At 45.1% G+C, this 22,720-nt stretch carries 24 protein-coding genes; 16 read left to right on the forward strand and 8 right to left on the reverse strand.

Annotation, left to right across the window (positions count from 1 at the left end):
* Positions 1-48: 48 nt before the first annotated feature.
* Positions 49-2,055, forward strand: a complete 2,007-nt coding sequence (locus TH606_RS05200) for a hypothetical protein (protein WP_068541866.1) — start codon at positions 49-51, stop codon at positions 2,053-2,055.
* Complete coding sequence (locus tag TH606_RS05205) at positions 2,052-3,416, forward strand: ABC transporter ATP-binding protein (protein WP_068541867.1); 1,365 nt, start codon at positions 2,052-2,054, stop codon at positions 3,414-3,416. Before TH606_RS05200 ends, TH606_RS05205 begins: the two co-directional genes overlap by 4 nt.
* Here TH606_RS05205 and TH606_RS05210 read toward each other — a convergent pair.
* Positions 3,413-3,670, reverse strand: a complete 258-nt coding sequence (locus tag TH606_RS05210) for a ParE family toxin-like protein (RefSeq protein ID WP_068541868.1) — start codon at positions 3,668-3,670, stop codon at positions 3,413-3,415. The genes TH606_RS05205 and TH606_RS05210 overlap by 4 nt on opposite strands.
* Entirely contained in the window at positions 3,670-3,870 is a 201-nt protein-coding gene (locus TH606_RS05215) for a hypothetical protein (protein ID WP_068541869.1), read from the reverse strand. Before TH606_RS05215 ends, TH606_RS05210 begins: the two co-directional genes overlap by 1 nt.
* Positions 3,871-4,044: 174 nt before the next feature.
* Here TH606_RS05215 and TH606_RS05220 point away from each other — a divergent pair, with 174 nt between their 5' ends.
* The 11 genes from TH606_RS05220 (at position 4,045) to TH606_RS05270 (ending at position 13,532) form a co-directional block, all read left to right on the forward strand.
* The gene (locus tag TH606_RS05220) at positions 4,045-4,881 is read left to right on the forward strand and encodes an energy-coupling factor transporter transmembrane component T family protein (protein ID WP_082863531.1); all 837 of its coding nucleotides are present in this window, start codon (positions 4,045-4,047) and stop codon (positions 4,879-4,881) included.
* Positions 4,832-6,325: an outer membrane protein assembly factor BamB family protein gene (locus tag TH606_RS05225; RefSeq protein ID WP_068541871.1), complete on the forward strand. Its 1,494-nt coding sequence runs from the start codon at positions 4,832-4,834 to the stop codon at positions 6,323-6,325. Before TH606_RS05220 ends, TH606_RS05225 begins: the two co-directional genes overlap by 50 nt.
* An 81-nt stretch (positions 6,326-6,406) precedes the next feature.
* Entirely contained in the window at positions 6,407-6,646 is a 240-nt protein-coding gene (locus TH606_RS05230; protein ID WP_068541872.1) for a type II toxin-antitoxin system HicB family antitoxin, read from the forward strand.
* 284 nt (positions 6,647-6,930) lie between these two features.
* Positions 6,931-7,089: a hypothetical protein gene (locus TH606_RS11490; RefSeq protein WP_157627865.1), complete on the forward strand. Its 159-nt coding sequence runs from the start codon at positions 6,931-6,933 to the stop codon at positions 7,087-7,089.
* Positions 7,086-7,916, forward strand: a complete 831-nt coding sequence (locus TH606_RS05240; RefSeq protein ID WP_068541874.1) for a hypothetical protein — start codon at positions 7,086-7,088, stop codon at positions 7,914-7,916. Before TH606_RS11490 ends, TH606_RS05240 begins: the two co-directional genes overlap by 4 nt.
* Positions 7,906-9,846 carry an ATP-binding protein gene (locus TH606_RS05245; RefSeq protein WP_068541875.1) on the forward strand — a complete coding sequence of 647 codons (1,941 nt, stop codon included), beginning with the start codon at positions 7,906-7,908 and terminating at the stop codon, positions 9,844-9,846. The genes TH606_RS05240 and TH606_RS05245 overlap by 11 nt, the downstream gene beginning before the upstream one ends.
* Positions 9,843-10,829, forward strand: coding sequence for an ATP-binding protein (locus tag TH606_RS05250; protein ID WP_068541876.1), 987 nt, complete (start codon positions 9,843-9,845; stop codon positions 10,827-10,829). The genes TH606_RS05245 and TH606_RS05250 overlap by 4 nt, the downstream gene beginning before the upstream one ends.
* Positions 10,830-11,316: 487 nt before the next feature.
* A complete protein-coding gene (locus tag TH606_RS05255; RefSeq protein ID WP_068541877.1) occupies positions 11,317-11,913 on the forward strand; it encodes a MotA/TolQ/ExbB proton channel family protein in 597 nt (198 codons plus the stop codon).
* Positions 11,906-12,310 carry an ExbD/TolR family protein gene (locus TH606_RS05260; protein WP_068541878.1) on the forward strand — a complete coding sequence of 135 codons (405 nt, stop codon included), beginning with the start codon at positions 11,906-11,908 and terminating at the stop codon, positions 12,308-12,310. Before TH606_RS05255 ends, TH606_RS05260 begins: the two co-directional genes overlap by 8 nt.
* A gap of 1 nt (position 12,311) precedes the next feature.
* Entirely contained in the window at positions 12,312-12,995 is a 684-nt protein-coding gene (locus TH606_RS05265; protein WP_068541879.1) for an energy transducer TonB, read from the forward strand.
* A gap of 81 nt (positions 12,996-13,076) precedes the next feature.
* The gene (locus TH606_RS05270; RefSeq protein WP_269451047.1) at positions 13,077-13,532 is read left to right on the forward strand and encodes a TonB-dependent receptor; all 456 of its coding nucleotides are present in this window, start codon (positions 13,077-13,079) and stop codon (positions 13,530-13,532) included.
* 6 nt (positions 13,533-13,538) lie between these two features.
* Here the strand turns inward: TH606_RS05270 and TH606_RS05275 are convergent, their stop codons facing one another.
* Together TH606_RS05275 and TH606_RS05280 are read right to left on the reverse strand one after the other, a co-directional pair.
* Positions 13,539-13,982, reverse strand: a complete 444-nt coding sequence (locus TH606_RS05275) for a hypothetical protein (RefSeq protein WP_068541881.1) — start codon at positions 13,980-13,982, stop codon at positions 13,539-13,541.
* On the reverse strand, positions 13,972-15,180 hold the full coding sequence (locus tag TH606_RS05280; protein WP_068541882.1) for a cation:proton antiporter: 1,209 nt from the start codon (positions 15,178-15,180) through the stop codon (positions 13,972-13,974). Before TH606_RS05280 ends, TH606_RS05275 begins: the two co-directional genes overlap by 11 nt.
* A 132-nt stretch (positions 15,181-15,312) precedes the next feature.
* On the opposite strand from TH606_RS05280, the gene TH606_RS05285 reads away from it, so the two are divergent.
* Complete coding sequence (locus TH606_RS05285; RefSeq protein WP_068541883.1) at positions 15,313-16,014, forward strand: ubiquinone/menaquinone biosynthesis methyltransferase; 702 nt, start codon at positions 15,313-15,315, stop codon at positions 16,012-16,014.
* Here the strand turns inward: TH606_RS05285 and TH606_RS05290 are convergent.
* Complete coding sequence (locus tag TH606_RS05290; RefSeq protein ID WP_068541884.1) at positions 16,004-17,227, reverse strand: aminotransferase class I/II-fold pyridoxal phosphate-dependent enzyme; 1,224 nt, start codon at positions 17,225-17,227, stop codon at positions 16,004-16,006. The two genes, TH606_RS05285 and TH606_RS05290, sit on opposite strands and share 11 nt — an antisense overlap.
* 286 nt (positions 17,228-17,513) lie before the next feature.
* Between TH606_RS05290 and TH606_RS05295 the strand changes: the two genes are divergently transcribed.
* Positions 17,514-17,711 (forward strand): hypothetical protein, encoded by a 198-nt coding sequence (locus tag TH606_RS05295; RefSeq protein WP_068541885.1) that lies wholly within the window; start codon positions 17,514-17,516, stop codon positions 17,709-17,711.
* A 260-nt stretch (positions 17,712-17,971) separates the two neighbouring features.
* The gene (locus TH606_RS05305) at positions 17,972-18,610 is read left to right on the forward strand and encodes a sensor histidine kinase (RefSeq protein ID WP_068541887.1); all 639 of its coding nucleotides are present in this window, start codon (positions 17,972-17,974) and stop codon (positions 18,608-18,610) included.
* A 133-nt stretch (positions 18,611-18,743) separates the two neighbouring features.
* Here TH606_RS05305 and TH606_RS05310 read toward each other — a convergent pair whose 3' ends face one another.
* From TH606_RS05310 to TH606_RS05320, 3 genes are all read right to left on the reverse strand, one after another.
* On the reverse strand, positions 18,744-21,245 hold the full coding sequence (locus tag TH606_RS05310; RefSeq protein ID WP_157627866.1) for a TIGR03960 family B12-binding radical SAM protein: 2,502 nt from the start codon (positions 21,243-21,245) through the stop codon (positions 18,744-18,746).
* Positions 21,246-21,315: 70 nt separating this feature from the next.
* On the reverse strand, positions 21,316-21,975 hold the full coding sequence (locus tag TH606_RS05315; RefSeq protein WP_068541889.1) for a YfgM family protein: 660 nt from the start codon (positions 21,973-21,975) through the stop codon (positions 21,316-21,318).
* A complete protein-coding gene (locus TH606_RS05320; RefSeq protein WP_068541890.1) occupies positions 21,975-22,451 on the reverse strand; it encodes a flavin reductase family protein in 477 nt (158 codons plus the stop codon). Before TH606_RS05320 ends, TH606_RS05315 begins: the two co-directional genes overlap by 1 nt.
* Between the last annotated feature and the right edge of the window lie 269 nt (positions 22,452-22,720).

Consider the following 22,720-nt stretch of genomic DNA (forward strand, 5'->3'; position numbering starts at 1 on the left):
GCTTTCAAGAAAAATGGCAAGTGCCTTACTACGAAGTAAAAGAGGCCCATGATAACTAAAACTCTGTGGCAAAAATTAGGCCTTATTTTTGGGGCCTTGCTTCTTCGCCACTTCGCGGCTCGCAATGACATCTTTCCCTGTCACTGCGAGGAGCCAGAGGCGACGAAGCAGCCTCTGTCCCGAGCGCTAGCGAAGGGATCTGGATTGCTTCGCTCCGCTCGCAATGACAGAGAAAGGGCTCGCAATGACGAGGTGGGGAGTGTAGCTCGCGATGATAGAGAAAGGGCTCGGCATGAAAGAGAAGTAATTTGCGATGACAGGGAGAGAGTTCGTAATAATAGGCCCAAAATTCTCATCTGTTTTGTGCTATCATTAATATTTTTAACGCTAGTGGGCTGTAGCAGGGAAGCAACAGAAGTAGAGACCATCTTCACACCCCTTGGCCTCATAGTAAAGGGGGCTTCCTCAATACCCCTTTCTCTTTACGACGATAAGGGAAACCTAATTCTCTCTTACCCGAAACTTCCAGGACCGGATGTTTTGCTGGTATTTCCCTGGAAGCCAGAAAAGACCTACCTTTTAAAGGTAGGAGCAACCAAAATTAAACTTTTAGCCCCTGAAAAAAGACCCATAGCAGAGCTTCTGGTGCTGACTCCTCTGGGTTCACCTGGTGAGCGGTTTATCGTTTATCCTGAAAGCCCTCTTGAGGCCCATTTTGTAGTGTCAAGCAGGGCTCCCTGCCCTGAGATAGGCCTTATGTTTACGCCTTATCAAGACCTAAAAATAGAGATAGCTAGCTTTAAGAAAAATATTCCCGAAGGCCAAAGAGAACTTTTTAGGCAAAAAGTCTACCTTAAAGATAACGAAGAGACTGTACTCAAAATTAAACTAGAAAACACCCCGATTAATCTTAGTTTTGAACGCCGCTATGTGGACTTACGCGGAAAGATTAAAGTGCTTGCCTGGCACTTTCCCACTGACGAGTCCGGCTTAAACATCAGGCATAAGCGCGAAGGGGTGCTCGTTATCCCGAACCCCCTTTTTGAAAAAATAGGCTACACCCTGGGCATAAAAGAGCGCGGGTATTCCCGCTTTCTGCCTTTCGCCTACCAGACCATATTGCTTAAAAACGAAAGCCCGATGCCGGTAAACCTTCTGATAAAAGCAGACTTTTTTGACCCGCAAACCGTGAAGAAGGCCAGTGGTTTTTATCCGCCGAAGTTCGGTGCTGAAGGCCATATAAAAGAGCCCCTGGGGCTGGCTTATCTGCCTCCTCACGGGATTGCCAGAGTGGTGCTCCCGGTGTTTGCGGAAATAAAGCCCGGCGAATACCTTGCCCGTATAGAAGTTTACCCCCTGGGGGAGAAAAAGCCTGTGCTCGTAAAAGAACGCCTGATAGGTGTAACCCGGGGGAAGCCCTGGCTGGCAGCAAGCCTTTTCGTAATACTTTTTTGCGGGCTTACGATAAGCCTCGGTTTTCTCGTAGCCCACCAGAGAGTGCTAAGGCACTTTCGCGTGCGCGAGCTCTGCCTCATCGCCTTAAGCGGAGCGGTGGCCTTTGGCCTTGACTTCCTGGGAGGCATGCTCTCAAACATTTTCCACGCTATCCTTGGGCCATTTAATGTACTGGTAGGCGGACTTATCACTGAAGTTACCCACTACGTGGTGTTTACTGCTATTTTCTCCCTGGTGCCAAAGCCCGGGTTCGTTACTCTCTCTTATCTCATGAACTACCTTATGGGGCTTTTACTCTACGGAGGCATGCGCGCCACCGACCCGTTTTTTGTAGGGGCAAACATCTTTTTCATGGAGGCCATGTTATTGCTCCTTCTGGTTTACCAGAAGCCAGTTGGCCTGCGCCTGGTGCTTGCCCTGGCCCTTGCCGATGCCCTTCAAACTTTTTCTTCGCTGGTGCTCCACATGACCTTTTATCGGCTGTACTTTCCCGATTGGTACATCTGGCTAAGCGTAGGTGTAAAAGGCTTTCTCTACACCCTCATCGGCGCAGGCCTTGGCTTAAAAATAGGTAAACTCCTGCGAGAGATGGAAAGATGATAGTTCGCGTGAAAGGACTAACCTATCGCTACCCTGGAGCTGATACGCCGGCCCTTTCAGGCGTAAGCTTTGAAGTAGCCCGGGGAGAGCTTTTCCTGCTTGCCGGGGAGACGGGCTCTGGTAAAAGCACGCTTATTTCCGTGCTCTGCGGGCTTATCCCGGCAGAGGCTCAGGGCGAATTCTCTGGCACAGTGGAAGTCCTTGGCCGCAGGTGGCCAGTGGCTCCAGAGGCCCTTTATCCTGAAGTTAGCGTGGTGTTTCAAAGCCCGGCAGAACAGCTCATTGCTGACAAAGTTTTTTCAGAGGTGGCCTTTGGCCTTGAAAACTTAGGGCTTTCGCCAGCAGAAATCAAAAAACGCGTGGCTTTAGCCCTCTCCCAGGTAGGGCTTTCTGGTTTTGAAGAGCGCGAGCTAGCCCGGCTCTCAGGTGGTGAGCTCCAGCGGGTGGCCATTGCCTCTGCCCTTGCGCCTGGCCCAAAAGTGCTCCTCCTTGACGAACCCCTGGCCCAGCTTGACCCTCAAGCCTCCCGGAGTATTGTAGCTCTCCTGCAACAAATAGCCGCTCAGGGGATAACGGTAATCCTGGCCGAACATCGCCTAAACTTTGTTCTATCGGCTGTAAAACGGCTGTGTTTCCTGGAGAAGGGAAAAGTCAAGTTTCTCGGAAATGCCAGCGATTTTAAACCACCTGAAAGGAAGTTTAAGCCCCTTAAGGCCAAAAGCCAGAAGAAGGTTCTCCTTGAAGTGAAAGACCTTCACTTTTCTTACCCGGGTAGGCCGGCCCTTTTTAAGGGCTTAAACTTTACCTTTTACGAAGGTGAAAGAGTAGCCCTCCTTGGGGCAAATGGTTCGGGGAAAAGCACCTTTTTGCATCTCCTGGCAGGCCTTTTAAAGGCTAGCAGAGGAAAGGTTATTTTCCATGGAAAACCCTCAAAAGAGCGCCTGGGGCTTACCCTTCTCCTTCAGGACCCTGATCTTATGCTGATAAAAGAACGCGTCTGGAATGAACTTGCCTTTTCTCCACAAAACCTCGGATTATCCAGAGAACTTACTCAAAAAAGGGTTAAGCAGGTGGCCGAAGAGCTTAATATTTTGCCTTTGCTCGGGCGCGTGCCGTTTTCCCTTTCAAGGGGCCAGCGCCTGAGAGTGGCTCTTGGCGGCCTTCTCACCGGAGAGCCAATGGTCCTTCTCCTTGACGAACCCACCACGGCTCAGGACTTTGAAAACGCAAGGAGGCTCATTGAAGGGCTAAGGGCTGAGCTCGTAATCTTTTCTACCCACGACGAAGACCTGGCAAAAGCCCTTTCCACTCGCCTCTTGCGCTTTGAAAACGGAAAAGTAAGGGAGGAAAGCTATGATTAAATCCTTTTTAACATTTTCTCATAATCTTCGTGAGTTCCAATCCAAACCCAGATGTAATCATTTCCGTCTTTTATGGCTAAAGCCCTGTAAGAATCAGTTATTCTTACAGACCAAAAATTTCCAGTTTTTTTAAAGTGGAGTGAAGGATGATGAGGATTCTCTTTAAGCAATCCAAATTGAACTTTTGCTCTTTGTTTTACCTGGCCTGGCAGGGCTTCAAAACACTTCCAAAACCTAGAAGTTGCTTTATGCACTATATATCTTTCAATTTTCCTTTTTGTTTTTCTTCAAGGGCCTCTTCAATTAAAAAATCAAGCATACCTTTTCGGGAGTCCTCTTCAATTTCCTGGTCCCACTTTTTCCAGTCTATTTCCAGAATCCAGTTTCTCAGTTTGATGAACTCTTCTTCAGGCATTTTTTCAATGATTGATTTGATTTCTTCAGCGGTGAGCATTAAGCCCTCCCTGCTATTTAAAAAGTTTAACATTCTATTTGTACTTTACTATGATTTAACATGGCAGAAAACTGGTAACTTGCCTTATCTGGAACCGAGTGGAAGCTACAGTAGAGTGGCAAAAGCCCTTTCCACTCGCCTCTTGCACTTTGAAAACGGAAAAGTAAGGAAGGCGTGGCCTTGAGAAACCTTCATCCCTATACGAAATTTAGCCTGGTTTTCGTGATTTCAGGGCTGGCAGTGCTTCTTGATAAGCCCCTATCCTTAGCGGTACTGGCTGGCCTGGCTACTTTTGTTTTTCTGGCCTCACGCCCCAGTAAGACCTGGCTTAAAGGCTACTTTATCATCGTGGCCACCACCGTCTGGGGTATCATGTTAAGCCAGGGGCTTTTTTACCAGGGCTTTCCACGAACTATTCTTTTCTGCCTTATTCCGCCAGGTAAGAGCTTCTCCGGGCTGTGTTTTATAAGGGAGGGTTTTCTTTACGGGCTGGTGCAGTCCCTGCGTATGGTAGCCGGGCTTTCAGCAGGGGCCTATCTGGTTAACTCCACTTCTACGGAGATGCTTTTTCGCACGGTCTCTGCCCTGCCCTTTCCACGGGGCTTAAGCCTTCTTGCCGCCGCAGCAGTGCGTTTTCTGCCCAGGGTGGCGAGCGACCTGCGCCTGTTGCACCAGAGCCTCGGCCTGCGAGGCTATCGCCCTTTTAAGCGCGGCCTTCTCTACACCCTTCGCACGGAGCTTGCGGTGGTTTATCCACTCCTTTCCCGCGCCATAAGAGACTCCCGCTCGGTGGCTGATACTTTACTTACCCGCGGCTTTAACCCGCTTTCTTCCGGAAAATATCGTTTTCTGCCTGTCTGGCCCTGGCACGAAAAGCTAGCTACGATTTTGATTTTCGTGTTACTTTTTGGTATATTTTTAGTTAAAATTGTTTTTTGGGCTTATCTGCAAGGAGTTTACTATGAAGAAAGCCTCAGGCCTCTTTACGCTCTGGTGCGTAATTATCTTTAGCCTGATAAAAGGGTCAGTCCTCGCTGAAGAGCTAAAGGCCTTTGGCCTCAAGTTTGCGTGGAAAAAGCCCCTTGAAGATGTTAGTTTTTACGCCCGCTCAGGGCACACCCCTGGGGCTTATCCTGAGTTTTCTCCAGACGGCCGCTGGCTTGCCCTTGGCACCTTCAAAGGCGGGCTTTTCCTTTTTGAAGCAGGGACAGGCAAACTCATCTGGCAGAAACGCATTCCTGAAGGCATGGTTAAGCGCGTGGCTTTTTCCCCAGATGGCCAGGCACTTTATTACGGCACCCAGAGCCCTGAAGGCGAAGTCTGCGCGTTAAAAACTAAAAGCGGAGAAAAACTCTGGTGTTTCAGCACCGCGAGAGACCTTGAGCGTGGCGCTCCCCCGCCACCTGGTGACATTTACGGTATTTACCGCCTGCCTGGGGTTTATCGCCTTATCGTACTTCCCAGTGGGGACCTTATCGTGCTTGCTATCCATTCCTGGCCCGACAGCAGGAAACAGAAGTGGCGCAGGCTCTCGCGGGTTTACCGTTTTAGCCCACAGGGTAAACTCCGCTGGGCTTATCCTGAAAACGGCCCGGCCCCCCTTACCCTGATTTACGCCGATGCTGACGAAAAGGGCCAGAAAGTAGCCCTGGTGAGCCTTATGCCATCTGAAGGTGACGATTTGTCCATAGGGCCGCCGCCCCAGAGTTTCATTCTCCTTGACGGGCTTACCGGAAAAGAACTAATGGTCCATCAGCTCACGCCCCTTAAGCCTTATTTTGAGAGGGTTTCTGCCTGGGAGTCAGTGGCTGTTTCGCCTGACGGCCGCTTTGCTGCCCTCGGCGTTAGCGACGGAAGGCTTTTTATCTTTGACTTGAGGGACAGGCGAATTAAAACCTGCCTTTCGCTTGCCACCCCCATTATCCTTGGGGAACTTCCTGTTTCTGCCACTTTAAGCTACGGCATTTTTGACTCAAACGGCGTGTTTTACATCGTCTCTGGCGAAAGCACCCTGCCCTTTGGCCTGCCCCTTGAGGTGGACAAGCCAGCCGGGCCACACCCTGGAGCACGCACGGTCTTTGCCATTGACCCTGAAACAGGAAAAATACTCTGGCGCTTTGCTTCGCCTTTTAAACTCCAGGGATTAGCCCTGAGTAAGGACGGCAAAGTCCTGGCCGTGGGGGTAGCGGCTTTTCGCCGGGAAGACACCCGGGTGCGCCAGTTTGGCGTGCTCACCTTTGACCTTAAAAAACCCGGCGGGGGCTATAAAAAGCTTTCGGGCTACTTCCCCACGGCGGGCAATGTATTTTTCCACCTGGCGGTTTCTCCTGACGGAAGGCTCGTAGCTATCGTGGAAAGCCCCTGGGCTGACCAATATGGCCGACTCTTTGGAAAGCATCGCCTCATTGTTTTGGAGAAAACCTCAGACTTTAAGTATTACCTTAATGGGGAATAGATACAGGTCTTTTAGAAAAAAAGGAGTATAATTTGGAGAATAAAACTACTAATAATTTAATAAGATTTTAGGGAGACATTCATGAAACGTTTTAAATTTCTAGCTGTAATATGGAAAGAAGAGGCGGGTTATGTGTCTTATTGTCCTGAAATAGGAGTTTCCTCCTGTGGTGATACACCAGAAGAGGCTCTACATAACTTAAAAGAAGCCGTTGAGCTTTACTTAGAAAATGCCAAAGAGCTTGGAATGCTTGAAGATGTGGAAAAGGTGGCTCAAACACCAGAGAAATTTGCTTCTTCTCTAGAAATTGAATTACTATGAAGCTTCCTATTCTTTCTTCCTCCGAAGTTGAAAGTATTCTGCGTAGAGCAGGATTTGAGCCAGCCCCTAAAAGGGGCAAGGGGAGCCATAAAGCATTTGTTAAACAAGAAAAAGATAAAAAGTATTTAGTAATAGTCCTCAAAAGAGGAATATCCCCAGGGGAACGCTTCTTGCCATTATTAAACAAGCTGGCCTTACTAAAGAAGAATTTATGCGCTTATTAGAAGAGTGACCAATGCTTAAAACCTCAAAAACTTCTTAAAGACTCGCTGTAGAATAGGAATATGTATTTTTTAGACGGAAGGCTCGTAGCTATCGTGGAAAGCCCCTGGGCTGACCAATACGGCCGACTCTTTGGTGAGCATCGGCTGTTAGTTCTTGAAAAAGAATCAAATCTTGAAAAGCTGGCTTTGCAGGCCAATTCGTTTGGAGGTGGTGAATGAAGGCCTTTTTGTTTTCACTATACCTAATAGCCGTTTTAGTTATAAAAAGCTTTGCCCTGGAAATACCTAAAGGTACAGCTAAAGTTGTTTTCTATAACCAAAAAGGAAACCCCATTATTTCCCTTGAAGACGAAAATAACGACGGCCGGTTTGAAAAGAAAGTCATTTTCCGAAAAGGCAAGCCTTACAAAGTTTTTATTGACGAAAATTACAATAATATTCCTGAAAAAATAGCTGTCCTTACGGAAAACAGCCAGGTTAAAGAGCTAATCTTTGACCGTAACGAAGACAAACGGCCTGACAAGTGGCAAATTTACCAGAACGGCCGTCTGGTAAAAATTGAAGAAGACCGCAATTTTGACGGGAAAAGGGACTTAGTTTCCTACCTTGATAAAAACGGAAAAATTCAAAAAATACTCCGTGACGACGACCATGACGGTTTTTTTGAAATTGAAGAAGTTTTCAAAGGGAAAACCCGAGAAGTCCTGCTTAAAAGACCCAAAGAGCCAGTGAAAGAAAAGCTAATTTACGAAGAAGGTAAACTCTCCAGACGCTTGATAGACAAAAACGGCGACGGCTCCTTTGAACTTGAAGAACACTTTAAAGAGGGAAACAAGTATTTACTAATAAGCCGTAACCAAAAAACAAAAGTCTTCTGTTTTGACCGAAGAGGGAAACCTTTTCTTGCCTTTGTTGACGAAAACAATGACGGCCTCTTTGAAAAAAAATACTCTTATACGGAAAAGGCCTGGGAAACCTTAAAACCTTTAATAACCCTTAAAGCAATTGTAAATATTTGCCAGGGACAGGCAAAAAATGAGCACTAAATCACGAAAAATACATTACCCCTTTTCCGCTATCGTTGGCCAGGAAGAAGCTAGGCTGGCTCTAATTCTTTCGGCCATAACCAGGGAGGTGCGCGGAGTTTTGCTCTCAGGCGAAAAGGGGACAGGCAAATCAACCATGGCCAGAGCCCTGGCTGCGCTCCTTCCGCCTTTAGAAAGCCAAAAACCTGCTCCCTTTGTAAATCTTCCCTTAAACACCACGGAAGACGCCCTTATAGGTTACCTTGACCTTGAAAAGACTTTATACCAGAGGAAACCTGTTTTCACCCCTGGCCTCCTCGTCAAGGCCCATCAGGGCGTTCTTTACATTGACGAAGTAAACCTTTTGCCTGAACACATTACCTCAGCCCTGCTTGACGCCGCCGAAAGTGGCCACCTGGTAATTGAAAGAGAGGGCTTCTCTTACGAACTTCCGGCTGAATTTATCCTCATCGGCTCTATGAACCCTGAAGAAGGGGCGCTTTCTCCCCAGTTTCTTGACCGCTTTGGCCTGGCCATTGAAGTTTCCGCAGAAAAAGACCCAGAGCTCAGGGCTGAAATCATAAAACGAAGACTGCTTTTTGAGAAAGACCCCCTTACTTTTTACGCCCAATTTGAAAAGGCTGAAGAAGACTTGAAAAACCGCCTTAAACAGGCCCAGGCTTTATACCCAGAAGTCCACCTACCCTCGCGCTTAAAGGCCCTGATAGCTGAGCTTACCAGAGAAGCCCTGGCTCAAGGCCACCGGGCGGACTTGATTTTGGCTTCAGCCGCGAGAGCACACGCCGCCTACCGGGGAGGAAAAGAAGCAAACCTTGAAGACATTGAGGCAGTAGCGGAAATGGTGCTACGCCATCGCCGACGGGAAAAATCGCCTAAAGCTTCCCATAACCCCAGAGAAAAACCCAAAAAAAACACAGAGCAAAAACAGCCACCCAAACCAGAGCAAAGAAAACCTGAAAAACAGGAAAAAAGGCCTGAAAACCTGAAAAGTCATAAAGAAGAACCTTCTCATAACTCAGAAAAAGAACCTTCCCTGAAGCCCCCTGAAGAAGTAAAGCCTCACGAAGGCCAGGATCAGGTTCACGAAATAGGTGAAGTGTTCAAAGTGCGACCGCTTGACGTAAAAATACGTTATCACTTCCGTGGAAAGAGCGGAAAGCGCACTTCTTCTCACGGGAACCGTGGGCGTTTCGTAAAAGCCGTAAACCCAAAAGGCAGGGTAAAAGACATAGCGGTTTCTGCCACCCTTAAGGCTGCAGCTCCTTACCAGCGCTTGCGCGGCGCAGGCCCGGGCAAAGGCTTTATCGTTAAACCTCAGGACCTGCGAGAAAAGCTAAGACGAGCCAAGACAGGCCATCTTCTTATTTTCTGCGTAGATGCCTCAGGGTCAATGGCCGCTCAAGCCCGCATGCGAGAAACCAAAGGGGCCATTATGAGCCTTCTTTTAAGCGCCTACCAGAAACGCGACCAGGTGGCCATGATAACTTTCAGAGGAAAAGAAGCAAGGCTTGTGCTTCCCCCTACGAACTCGGTGGAGCTGGCCGGAAGGCTCCTTCGTGACCTCCCGGTAGGCGGCTCAACACCGCTTTCTGCGGCCCTTGCCCTTTTAAATAAACTACTTCACCAAAAAACTACCAGGGAACCGGAAAAGCCCGTTAGCGTTTTTCTCATAACTGACGGCCGGGGGAACGTATCCCTGGGAGAAGGGAAACCCCAGGACGAAGTCAAACGCCTGGCCCAGAGCCTTTCTCATTCCTTTCCGCAGGTATCTTTCGTGGTGATTGATACAGAAACTGGCCAGGTAAAGCTTGAAATGGCCAGAGAGCTGGCAGGGGCCCTTAAGGCTCAGTATTTTACGCCTGAGGCCCTTAAGGCCGATCGCTTGGTAGCCATTGCCCGCGAGATTTTACCAAAGGAGAATGCCCGATGAAAAAGAAGATTTTTCCTTTCTCAGCTATTGTAGGCCAGGACGAAATGAAACTTGCCCTTATTTTAAATGTTATTGACCCCTCCATTGGCGGAGTGCTTATAAGAGGCGAAAAGGGGACAGGCAAATCTACCATCGTGCGCTCCCTGGCAGACATTCTGCCAGAAATTGAGGTGGTGGAAGGTTGCCCGTTTTCCTGTGACCCTGATAGCCCTGCCGAGCTTTGCCCGGAATGCACAAAGCGCCTTGAAGAAGGCCCCCTTCCCCGCGCAAGGCGCAAAGTGCGGGTAGTTGACCTTCCTCTTTCTGCCACTGAAGACCGCATCGTAGGCACCCTTGACATAGAACGCGCCCTTAAAACTGGCGAAAAACACTTTGAACCGGGAATTCTCGCCGCAGCCCACCGGGGAATCCTCTACGTTGACGAGATAAACCTCCTTGATGACCACCTGGTTGACCTTTTGCTTGACGCTGCGGCCATGGGCGTAAACTTTGTGGAACGCGAAGGCATAAGCTTTTCTCATCCGGCAAGGTTTGTGCTGGTGGGCACCATGAACCCTGAAGAGGGAGAGCTAAGACCACAGCTCCTTGACCGCTTTGGCCTGTGTGTCCAAGTGGAAGGCATAAAAGACCCCAAAGAAAGGGTGCTGATTATAGAAAGACGCATGGCCTTTGAAAAAGATCCAGAGAACTTTAGTACCCAGTTTGCCGAAGAAAACCAAAAACTTGCCAGCCGTATTCTTGAAGCCCAAAAAATTCTTAACCAGATAGAAATTCCAGAAGATGTTCTCTACCAGGTGGCCAAAAAACTTATCACCCTGGGGGTAGATGGCCACCGGGGAGACCTTACGGTGATAAAAACAGCGCGAGCCCACGCTGCTTTTTGCGGACGTGAGACAATCACCGAAGAGGACCTGAAAGTGGCTGAAACTCTCTCCTTACCGCATCGGCTGCGCCGAAGACCTTTTGAAGAAGTGGCTTTTTAGACACGCAACGGAGTGTTATTTTTATAAAATAATTGCCATGAAGCTGAAAATATTTATTAATGGAAGCATAAAAAATGACAGTTTGGGGCCGTTATTGCGAGAGGAGAGAAGCAATCCTTTTTGAGATTGCTACGCCTGTCCCAAGCGAAGCGAGGTATCTCCTCGCAGTGACAATATGGAAGTCATTTACGAGCGGAGTGAAGCAATCTCAGGGATTACTTCGTCGGTGCTCTGCACCTCCTCGTAATGACCAAGTAGAGGGCGCTCGTCGATTCCGGCTCCTCGCAGTGACAAATAAGGGAGTCATTGCGAGCCACACTCCCCACCTTGTCATTGCGAGCCACGAAGTGGCGAAGCAATCTCTTCCCCGAGCGATACCGAAGCAATCTCGAGAGATCGTCACGGCGACTACTTCACCTGGTGTGAAGGTAGTGCCCATTAACGCCATGAGCAATCGCTCACAACAAAAACACGGTAGGAGCAAGCAATGGAAAGTTTACTTGCTTTGCTGGCCAAAGGTGGAATTGTTATCTGGCCTATTCTTTTTTGCTCGGTACTGGGGCTTGCCATCATCGGCGAGCGAATATTTTATTTCAGAAAACTTAAACAAGCCCTCCCAGACCCAAAAGAGATTGACCAAAAGAAATTAGAAGACCTGGCTTCATACGAAGGGCCGGTTGGCGAAATGGCCCAGGAAATTCTTCCGGTTTGTTGTGGAGACAGGGAGTTTCTGGAATCCATTATTGACCACTTTATAAGCGGAGAGGTAAATCGGGCCTCTCGCTACCTCTCGCTTCTTTCAACCCTGGCAAGCATTGCTCCGCTTTTAGGGCTTCTTGGCACAGTGCTCGGGCTGATTAAAGCCTTCAGGGTGGTAGAAGAAGTAGGTAGCCAGGTAGATGCCTCTATGCTTGCTGGTGGAATCTGGGAAGCTATGTTAACCACCGCGGTGGGGCTTTCAGTGGCTATTCCTCTTATCGTGGCCCACAGGTTCCTTTCTTCCTGGGTCAACCGTTACGAAGAAAGTCTTTACCAGCTGGCCATTGTTCTCCTAAAAAAGGCTTACCGGGGGGAATATGCGTAAAAGAAGACGCCACCAGGATGAAAATTTAGAAGTTCCCATGACCCCTATCATAGACATCGTATTCTTACTTTTAATCTATTTTTTACTTACCAGCCAGCTGGTAAAACAGAAAACCTTAAAAGTAAATTTGCCGCAAAGTGAAACTGCGGTAGCCACTCAACAGGAAGAAACTATAACCATTGGCATTAACAGAGAGGGAGACTTCTTTTTAAACGGAAAAAAACTGGATATGGCCCAGTTAAAACAAGAGTTAAAGAGAATAGCCGCAGAAGGGGGAATAAAAAAAGTCTATGTTGAAGCTGACCGGGACACCAAGGCTCAGCTTTTGATTGACGCCATGGATGCCGCCCGCAAGGCCGGGCTTAAGCAAATTCTTATTAAAACTAGAAGTCGTTAATATGCCCATTAACATACGTGAATCAAATCTGGCTGTTTTTTTACTGGTATCTTTGCTTATTCACGGAATTTTATTCTGGCTGGCTACCAGATTAAAGCTTGAAAAGCCAGTTACTCCAGCCACAGAAGTTCCTATTGAATTGGTAGCAGAAAAAGAGGAATCACCTCCGCCTCCTGCTCCCGGTTTACCTCAGACAGCCAGTCCCTCAGAAATCAAGCCCGTAAAAGTAACTCCTGAAAAAATAGATGTCTTTGCAGAAAAACCTGTCCAAATAGCCCAGGTAGAGACTCCCTGGCAGGAAGTAAAAATACCCGAAAAAAAGGACTTGCCTGCTTTTTCCAGCCAGGAAGTCCCGGTTTTGCCAGAGGCCACCTCAGATAAGGCCAAAACAGCCAAAAAAAGCTTTAAAGAATACTTTGCCAGAGTAAGACGGCTTATTGCGGCCAACAAGTATTATCCCCTGAGTGCCAGAATGGCGGGCTACACTGACAAAATAGAAGTTTCTTTCGTTATTGATGCCCATGGCCAGGTAAGTGAGATAAAAGTAGAAAGACCTTCGGAATACAAGGTTTTAAACCAGGCGGCCATCAAAACCATAAAAAGAGCAGCCCCCTTCCCTCCTCCCCCAGAAGAACTAAACCCACCTTTAAAACTACGGGTGACCATAAAATACGAAATAGAGTGATTATGCTCAAAATAATCGTCATAGCCTTATTTTTTTAGTTTAATAAGTTTTTCACTTGAAGCCGCTGAAAAAGGCACCTGTATCGTTCTTACCAGAGAAGACATTGAAAAAACCAAGGCCCTCAGTATTCAGGAGGTATTGAATCAGGTCTCGGGAGTAAAGGCCTCGGCTTCTTCAGTATCACTCTGGGGATCATCTAAAGTGAAAGTTTTTCTTGATGGACGGTCTATAAATGACCCAACTTCCCGGCACGGAGCCGTAAAGTGGGACCTTGTGCCTTTAAAAAATGTCGTCCAGATTAAAATTTGCAAAGGCACAGGAAGCGCTGAGTTTGGAGACGACACAAGCGGCGGAGTTATCATTATCAGCACCAAAAAAATTTCCTCTCTTTATGGCTATGTGGAAGGGTATCTCGGAAATCTGGACACTAAAAGCACTGAGGCTTATCTGGAAAAAAGATTAATAACTTCGGGCTTTCTTTCTCAGGGAACCACTACCAGACTGACGGCTACCCTGCCCCGCCAAGAACCTGGCTAATAGGCCTTAATTATAGGTTTTAGAGGACTTTCTGGCTAACCCTGCCTCAAAATAGAACCAGCTTGCATTTATAAGTGCTCCCCCCATAAAGGCGTATAAAATTATCATTTCTGGAGAAGGTAAAGGATGTTTACGCAGAAAAATACCCAGGGACATCATCATTGCTACCAAGAGATAACTACGCCAGGGTTGAAAAGCAAAAAAACAGAGGTGAGAATGGGGTTTATTATCAAGTCTTTTTATGTTTTTTAAGGCAATTCTAGCCATAAGGCGCCTCCCCAAAAAATAAGAGGCTATAAAAGTTCCCACCCACAAAATCCAGTAAAGAAGGTTATGAGCCTGATGAACAAAGAAAAAAGAGCGTACCACCAGAATAGCCCCCACCGCAAACCAGACCACTCCAGAAACAAAATAAAGCCAAACTTTGGGCACTTTTGGTTTAACTAACATAAGCACCTACCTTTTCTAAGTAAAATTTTAAAAGAAAAGGAGCTACAAATGTAGTAAAAGCTACAACCATAATCATGGTAGTGTAAAGAGATAAATCAAAAAGTCCACTTAAACGACCAAATTCAACAAATATAATTCCCACCTCTCCACGGGGAATCATTGCTAAACCAACAAATATTTTATCATATATTTTTCCTTTAATTAAAATACCGGCTAATCCTTTGCTTAAAAGAGCTATCAAAGAGAACAGGATAAAGTAACCTAAAAGGTACCAATTTAATTCTATTTCTTTAAAATTTATTTCCAGTCCCACATACACGAAAAAAATAGGGGTAAAAACCAGAGATAAAGGGCCAATTATGCTTTTTACACTTTTTACCGTGGCAGAAGAAACTCTAAGAGAAGCGGCAAAAGGAATAACAAAACGCCGCGAAAAAGCCAGCCCTCCAGTGAAAGCCCCTAAGATCTCAGGGGCTCCGAAACGCTTGGCAAAATAAGCCAGAAAAAATATTAGCGAAAGTATAGTAGAAGGCACAAAATCATAACTTTTTAACTTGCGAGCCATAAAATCTATAAGAAGCGCAATAAAATGGGCAGCTATGGGTGCAATCAAGAAAAAGGTTAAAATATAAAAAATGTAGGTAAAAGTAGTAAAAAACTGGAAATTTCCAGTCTGAGCAAACTCATAAAGAATGGTCAAAAGCATAACCCCAAGAATATCATCAACTACTGCGGCCGCTAAAACTATTTGTGAATTTCTGGAGTCTATCTTGCCTAAATCTTGCAAAATACGAACCGTTATACCAATACTGGTAGCTGCCAAAGTCCCTCCCACAAACAAAGCTGCGGTGAAACTGACTTTCATAAGACAATAAGAGGCTATACCACCCAATAAAATGGGCAGAGAAGCTCCTAATATAGCTACTAAAAAAGCTTGAAAACCTGTCTTTTTTACCTGGTCAATATCTACTTCTAAGCCAATTTGAAAAAGCAAAAGGATAATACCAATTTCTGCTAACAGTTTGATAACAAAACTTGGTTCAACTATTCCTAAAAGACTGGGGCCTAAAAGTAAACCGGCAAATATTTCTCCTAAGACTGCTGGAACACCAAAGCGATTAAATATGCTACCCCAAAGCCTGGCCAAAAATAAAATAAAAGCTAGGTCAATAAAAATTTCTTCTAAAGCTACCTTCATACTGAACCTCAAATAACCCTAGCAAACTGCTAGATAAGCAGAAAATATTCACCCCTCTTAAAATTTTCAACTGTTATTTTCACATCAATTTCCCTTGTTTTTTGAGATGTTGTTTAGTATTTTTGGCCGTGCATGTGGATTGAAGATAAGAAAAGTTACGTCAAAAACAAATTTTCAAAAGTCACCAGGCGCTATGACCTGGTAAACACTTTGGGAAGCTTTGGTGTTGACTGCTGGTGGCGATACTTATGCGTTCGTGAGTTAAAAGCTTATCCAGGCCCTATCCTTGACCTGTGTGCTGGCACTTTAACCCTGGCCAAAGAAATTGTAAGACAAAGGCCTAGACCAGTAATAGCCTTAGATATCACTTACGAAATGCTATCATATGGTAAACATCGCCTGGCCAGGCATCCGGCTTTGAGTTTTATCTTTCCTGTAGCTGGCGATGCAGAAAATCTCCCCTTTTCAGACAATCAATTCTTTGGAGCCTCCGTAGCTTTTGGTATAAGAAATCTGGCCAATCCTGAAAAAGGACTTATGGAAGTTTTACGAGTGTTAAAACCTGGGGGAAAATTTGTCATTCTTGAGTTCTCGCGGCCAACTTTACCTGGCTTTAGTCGTTTATATAGCCTCTACCTCAATAAATTTATGCCTCTTTTAGGGGGGAAATTAACCGGCGACCGGGAGGCCTATGAATACCTGGCTACCTCTATTGAAAAGTTTCCAAACCCGGAAGAATTTTCCCTTTTAATGAAAAATTGCGGTTTTTACAAAGTTAAATATTTTCAGTTAAGTTTTGGGATCGTAACAGTTTATACTGGCCTTAAGCCCTGAGCCCTCTACGAGCCAAGAATTTTTTCATGAAATCTTTGATACGCTCATAAGCCTTTTCAAGGAGGTCTTCTGGAGGGAGAAATACTACCCTAAAGTGAGCAGTACCTGGCTTCTGGCCAAACCCGCTTCCGTGAACTACTACTACTCCTGTTTCCGCAATGAGCTCTTTTACAAATTCCTTATCAGATACCCCAGGGATATCTATACGAGGAAAAGCATAAAAAGCACCCTTGGGCTTTACGCAGGAGATACCAGGAATATCATTCAACATCTCGTAGGTAAGATCGCGCCTTCTTTCTAACTTTTCAATAACTTCTTTAAGATGACTTTGGTTACCATTTAAGGCTACGGGAATGGCATATTGTTTAGGATGAGAAGTTGAAAGACGGGCTCTGGCCAGCTTATGAATAGCTTCTACAAAGTCTTTTACCACTTCCCAGGGGCCAGAAACAATGCCCCAGCCAATTCTAAAGCCAGGTGCAAGATAAGATTTTGAAAGACCATTGAAAGTAACCACAGGAACGTCTGGATCTAGTGAAGCAATAGAAATGTGTTTAGCACCGTCAAAAACAAGTTTGTCGTAAATTTCGTCTGAAAATATTACAAGCTGGTGTCTTCTAGCTATATCTATGATACCTCTTAAAGTTTCTTCAGAGTAAACTGCGCCAGTAGGATTGTTGGGATTAATTATCACTATAGCTCTGGTTTTTTTATTAACTTTAGATTCAATATCAGCAAGGTCAGGCTGCCATTCATTTTCTTCATCAAGATAATATGGATTAGGCTCAGCCCCCAATTTAGCGAGAATGGCTGTATAAAGCGGATAACCAGGATAAGGGACCAGGACATTTTCACCTTCGTTTACCAGGGCTGTAAGAGCAAAATCTATAGCTTCACTGGCACCGGTGGTTACATAAATATCTACTGGCTCAATGCCCTGCTTTCTGGCCTCTTTGCGTATGGCACAAATGGCTTCATCAACGCCCTCTGAAGCGGAATAACCAGTAAGGTTTTCACACATGGCCTGGTAAGTGGCTTCTATAATGGGAGCCGGAGTACGAAAGTCAAACTGGGCAGGGTCTCCAATGTTTAGAAAAATAAGCTCTTTACCCTTTTTACGGGCTTCATTTGCCACCAAAACTATATCTCTTACGGCATATTCAATATTTTCAGTGCGTTTAGCAGGTTTTATAGGTTCAAAATCTCTTTTCATCGGTTAAATCACCTTATTTTTAAGAAAAGTGTTAAAATAAAATAATGCCGTCCTTTAATGCTAATGTCAACAATCCTTTCAAAAGCCCAAAAATCAGGCAAAAGGCATCTTACACAATCACTATTTTAATTTTGGCCCCGAAATTCTTACAATAAATTGTTTTACGCTAGAGGCCAAGTTATCTCTCCGCCCGAAACGATTGATGGCTGAAAATAATTCTTCCTAAAAGTTCTAGCTTATAGAAAGTTGCTTAGAAAAAAGGTTTTTCCTATAATAAAAAAATAAGATGAAGTTGCATCTCTTTATTTTAACTATTTTAGCTTCTCTATTTTCTCCTGTCCCTCTCTGGGCTCTTCAAGTTCATCCTTATCCAGAAGGCCTAATAGCTCACGAAATTGCCCACCTTTTCTTTGCTTTTGCCATGGCCTTTTCGGCTTATCGTATCAAAAAGATGCGTTTAAGTCGGAGGCCACACTGGCGCTAATTCCAATATGGAACAATTCTTTTGGTAATCTGGAATCTTTGGGCCTTTTTAGGTCACCTTGTCGCCTTGAAAATTTCTCCAGAAGTCTTTTTCCCGCAAAATGGAGAAGATTATCATTTTTGTCACAGAAAGATTCTCCTTAAAAGCTGGAAAGAATTCTTATATTATATTTTCCAAAATGACAACCTATTTACCCTCCCAGCCTTTTATCTCATTTACCGTGGAATTTCTCGCATGGAGGCCTTACTGCGGGGTGAAACATGAAACTTCTTCCTCTTTGGCCGCTTTGCCTTATCGATGTGCTCGGCTCCTTGGGGATGATAATTTTCGGAGTTCTTTCTTTTATCAAGGCCTTGAAAGCTCATTATCTTAATCCTAACAACTCTCGCTACAGTTATCTCTGCTGGGTTACAGGAGCCCTGATGGCCTTTGCCATATTTCGGGCCGGAGGCCACATTTTGCGCCATATACTTATTCAATCTGCCATAAACCTTGTTTCCAATGAAGCCAGTCAGAAACAGATTCGTCTCAGTGTCCAGCTAGCCAAGGAGCCTCTTCTTTTTCAAAGGCACGGCCAACTTATCAAAGTGGCCATTGTCCACATTTTACGAAACGCCATTGAGGCTTGTGGACCAGAAGACGTTATAAATGTAAAGACTGGTTTTAAAGAAGGTTACAATTACGTAATTATCAAAGATACAGGACCCGGCATTCCCAAAGAAATATTACCTCATATCTTTAAACCTTTCTATTCTACCAAAAGAAGACGTACCGGGCTTGGACTCCCCTATGTGAAACAAATAATAGAGGAACACCGGGGCAAAATTTTTATAGAAAGCACCTCTGGAAAGGGCACAACCGTCACGATCTACCTTCCAGTCCACCTTGATCGACACTAAAAAGACCAAGGTTCCAAGTCAATAGATAAGCCACAGGCGAAATCTCTCTAAACTAGCCAGCCTACATAAAACTAAATCCGGTACGGAAGGGACAGGCAAAATTTTTAAGCAAAGAAAGATAATCTGGCTAAAATTACAGGGCCTGTCTTTTAATAATACGTTTAACTTCTAAATCTTCAGGAGAGACGTCTAGTAGAGCTGCTACCACTTCCTGAGCTCTGACTCCCCCTTCTCTGGGCTCAAAAAGGGTTAAAAATAAGGTATTTTCCTCAGCCTTTAGGTCAATAACAAAAGGCCTAAGGTCTATTTCTTTTATTTTTTTCCCTCGACGGACCTTCAAAAGAATACTTCTTTGAGCCATAAATATTTTTATTTTTTCAGAGGGGACTGGTTCAGGAAGAATTATTTCATATAAAACTTCATCGGGAACTTCCAGGGCCTTTTTGGGGGAAGATAAAGACACATCTAATACTTTTATTTCTTCAGGCAATTCCTGATTTAAACGAGACTTCAACTCTTGAGGCTCAAGATATTTTACCAGTTCTATAGCTGCTACTTCAGCAAGACTTTCTACCCCAACAGGCAAGGCCCTGGCAAAGGAAATACGAGGAAGGGGATGAAAGCCCTCACTAAAGGCTACCGGAAGTTTTGCCCTTCTTACTGCCCGATGAAACTGGTTCATCAGTTCAATCTGAGAAAGAAAACGAAGAAGCCCCCTCTTTTGATAAACCAGGCGATACACAAAGCGACCTTCTTCTTCTATTCTGGGCGCCTCAACTGGAAAATCACAGTCTTTGGCAAGTACATTTTTAATGACTTTGAAGTCACAAACCCCACACTTAAGGCATTTTTGATAGCGACAATCAGGAGAAATTTCCTGAGTGAGGGAACGTTCTCTTTCGGCTAAGAGGAATTTTTTGGTAACACCAAGGTCAAGATGATCCCAGGGAAGAGGTTCATCAAGGGCACGGGCTTTCAAGAATTCTTCGAGATTAAGGCCCAAGGTGCTCGCTGCTGAAAGCCAGGCCTCAAAGCGAAATTCATCACTCCAGCTATCAAGACGTGCTCCCTGGCAGTAGGCCTCTAAAATCAAAGCTGAAAGGCGCCTGTCCCCCCGTGAGAACACTCCCTCAAGAAAACTCTGTTCAGGCTTGTGCCACTTAAATTTTAACTTTCGCCCTGAAAGGTTTTTTTTAAGCCAGGAAAGCTTCTCTTTGGTTTCAGCAAGAGTTATCTGGCGTTCCCACTGAAAAGCCGTATGCGGCTTGGGCACAAAAGTGGAAACAGAAACATTTACCTGTGGACCTACCCTTCCCTTAATCCGGGTAAGTCTTTTAGAAAGTTTGACGATGCCTTCAAGGTCTTCCTGAGTTTCAGAGGGAAGGCCAATCATAAAATAAAGTTTTAAGTGCCGCCAGCCCGCTTCAAAGGCCTTAAGAGCGGTATCAAAGAGGTCCTCTTCACGTATATCTTTATTGATAACTCGACGCAACCGCTCAGTGCCTGCCTCAGGGGCCAGGGTAAAACCGGTTTTTCGCACCTTTTTAATCTCAGAAATTATAGTCTCGTTAAGACTCCCTACCCGTAGTGAAGGAAGAGAAATGGCTATTCTTTCTGGCAAAAAACGGCGGTTAAAGCCCACAATTAACTCAGTGAGACAGGTGTAGTCTCCGGCTGAAAGGGAAAGGAAAGAAATCTCATCCCAGCCAGTGGCAGAAAGCCCAACTTCTGCCATTTCTAAAAGACGCTTTGGACTTCGCTCACGCACAGGCCTGTAAAAACTGCTTGCCTGGCAAAAGCGGCATCCACGAGTGCAACCACGGGAAATTTCAATGGCCAGGCGATCATGGGCTATTTCCGTCCAGGGGACAATGGGCCGCCAGGGGTAAGGCACTACGTCTAAATCAGGTACAATGCGGCGCCTTATCCTTTCATAGCCAGGCTTTAAAGGCTCAAGCCCTTTGAATTTTCCTTTTTCGTAAACGGGTTTGAAAAAAGACGGCACATAAATTCCCGGAATCTCTGATAAAGCGTTTAGTATTTCTTTACGAGAAGCCTGGGCTTCACGAGCTGAAAGTAAAGTATCAACAAGTTCTAAAATGGCTTCTTCACCTTCGCCAATGATTATGGCGTCGTAAAAATCAGCCACTGGCTCTGGATTTGAAACCACTGAGCCACCACCAAGAATAATAGGGTCATTTTCCCGGCGATTGCGGGCTAAAACCGGGATACCCGAAAGTTCAAGAATATTAACCAGATTGGTGGCACAAAGTTCGTAGGGAAAGCTCATGCCAATTAAATCAAAATCTTTTAGAGGGCGCCTGGCAGTTAAAGAAAGATAAGGAATGTCTTCTTTGCGCAAAAGTTCTTCAAGGTCCCTTGCTGGAGCATAGGCCCTGTCCAACAGAAGGTCTTCACGCTGGCTCAAAATCAAATAAAGGATAAGGAGCCCTATGTGAGACATGCCCACTTCGTAAAGATCAGGAAAGACCAGGCATACTTTTAAACGTGCCTCTTCAAAGGGACGAGAGAGAGCATTTATCTCTCGCCCTAAGTAGCGTGAAGGCTTTCGCACTTTGGCTAGAATTTTTTCAAAGCGGCTTTCCCAGTCATTCATGGTGAAAGAGATTAACACAGGGGGAATTGTTTGTAAGGTGTAAAAAGACTAAAGGGGCAGGTAATCCCTGCCCCGTAATAAAATTGGATTAATCTATCTTTTCTAGCTTTTGAGATAGGCGTTCTAACTTTACTTGAATAAAAGTGAGTTTTTCGGCCTCAGGCTTCAAAGCCACCAATTTTTCGTAATACTTAACGGCTTCTTTCAGCTTGTTCTGCAGTTCGGCCACCCGTGAAAGATCCCAGTAGGCAACTTTTTCAAGCCCTATCTTGGCTGTGGCAGCTTTCTCGTATAATTTTTCGGCCTCTGGATACTTCTTCTGTTCTTCCTTTAAATAACCAAGGCCTAGTGAAGAAAAATACTTTAGGTCTCCTTTAGCCTTAGATGCTACTTTTTCTAACTCCGACGTTGCTTCAGAAAGCTTACCCTGGGCATAATATTCTTCAAAAAGGGCTAGACGGGCCTCCAAAGCAGCTGGGGTATTGCCATATTTTTTAATCACTTGCTGATAAATATTTTCTCTTTGCTTTTGATCCTGGGTCATTAAACCTTGGACTAAAAGAAGAGCAGCCTTTTCAGTTTTCTGTTGCTGGTAATAAGTAAAGCCTGACCAAGCTGCCACTACTACAACTATCGCTATAGCTGCTATTATAATTTCCCGAATATGGCGTTTAGCAAAGTCAACCCATCTTTCATGGAGAACAAGCAATTCTTCTGGGGCCTTTTCTTCTTTTCTTTCTTTAGCCATTAGCCTTTCCCTCCAAAGTAGTCATCCCAGCGAAAGATTAAAGGTTCAACACCTTCTTTTAAAACAGCATGATCAACGATATCACCGATGAAAAGTACGTGGTCACCAGCTTCACAGGTGGAGACCACCTGACACTCAAAGTAGGCAATAGCATTTTTTAATACTGGTGAACCTTTAAGTGCGGACATATAATCAATTCCTTCAAACTTGTTGACTTCTCGCCCGCTTTTAAAACCAAAGTGCTTAGCCAGTTCAACCTGCCCTTCACCAAGCACATTTATACAAAAAATGCCAGAATTTTTAATAAGTTCGTAGGTATAGCGTTGAGGAGCAATGGCTACGGAAAGGAGCCTGGGCCTAAATGAAACCTGGCTAACCCAGGCTGCTGTCATACCATTTATTTTTTCCCCATCTCTTACAGTTACTACAAATACTCCCTGCGGAACATATTTGGTGATTAACTGCTGTAAGCCCATACTTTCCTCCTTTTCAGTTTAATTTCTGAAAAGCTTGGCCGATTTCATCTTATAATAAGCTGTCTTTCTATTGTCTGTACTGAACTTTCTTAAACAGTTCTATAATATAAAACTTCCGTCGGTAAGTCATCATAAAAAATTCTCGCTTCTCAATCCCGATTTAAAATAGCAATTTTTAGTTCTGCCAAAATCCTGCCGATAATAATAGGGACAGGCAAAATTTAAAAGGAGGTTTCGTTATGCCACGTATCCCCAGGTTTTTCATGGAT

The organism is Thermodesulfatator autotrophicus, assembly GCF_001642325.1.
In the GTDB taxonomy this organism is placed as follows: Bacteria; Desulfobacterota; Thermodesulfobacteria; order Thermodesulfobacteriales; family Thermodesulfatatoraceae; genus Thermodesulfatator; species Thermodesulfatator autotrophicus.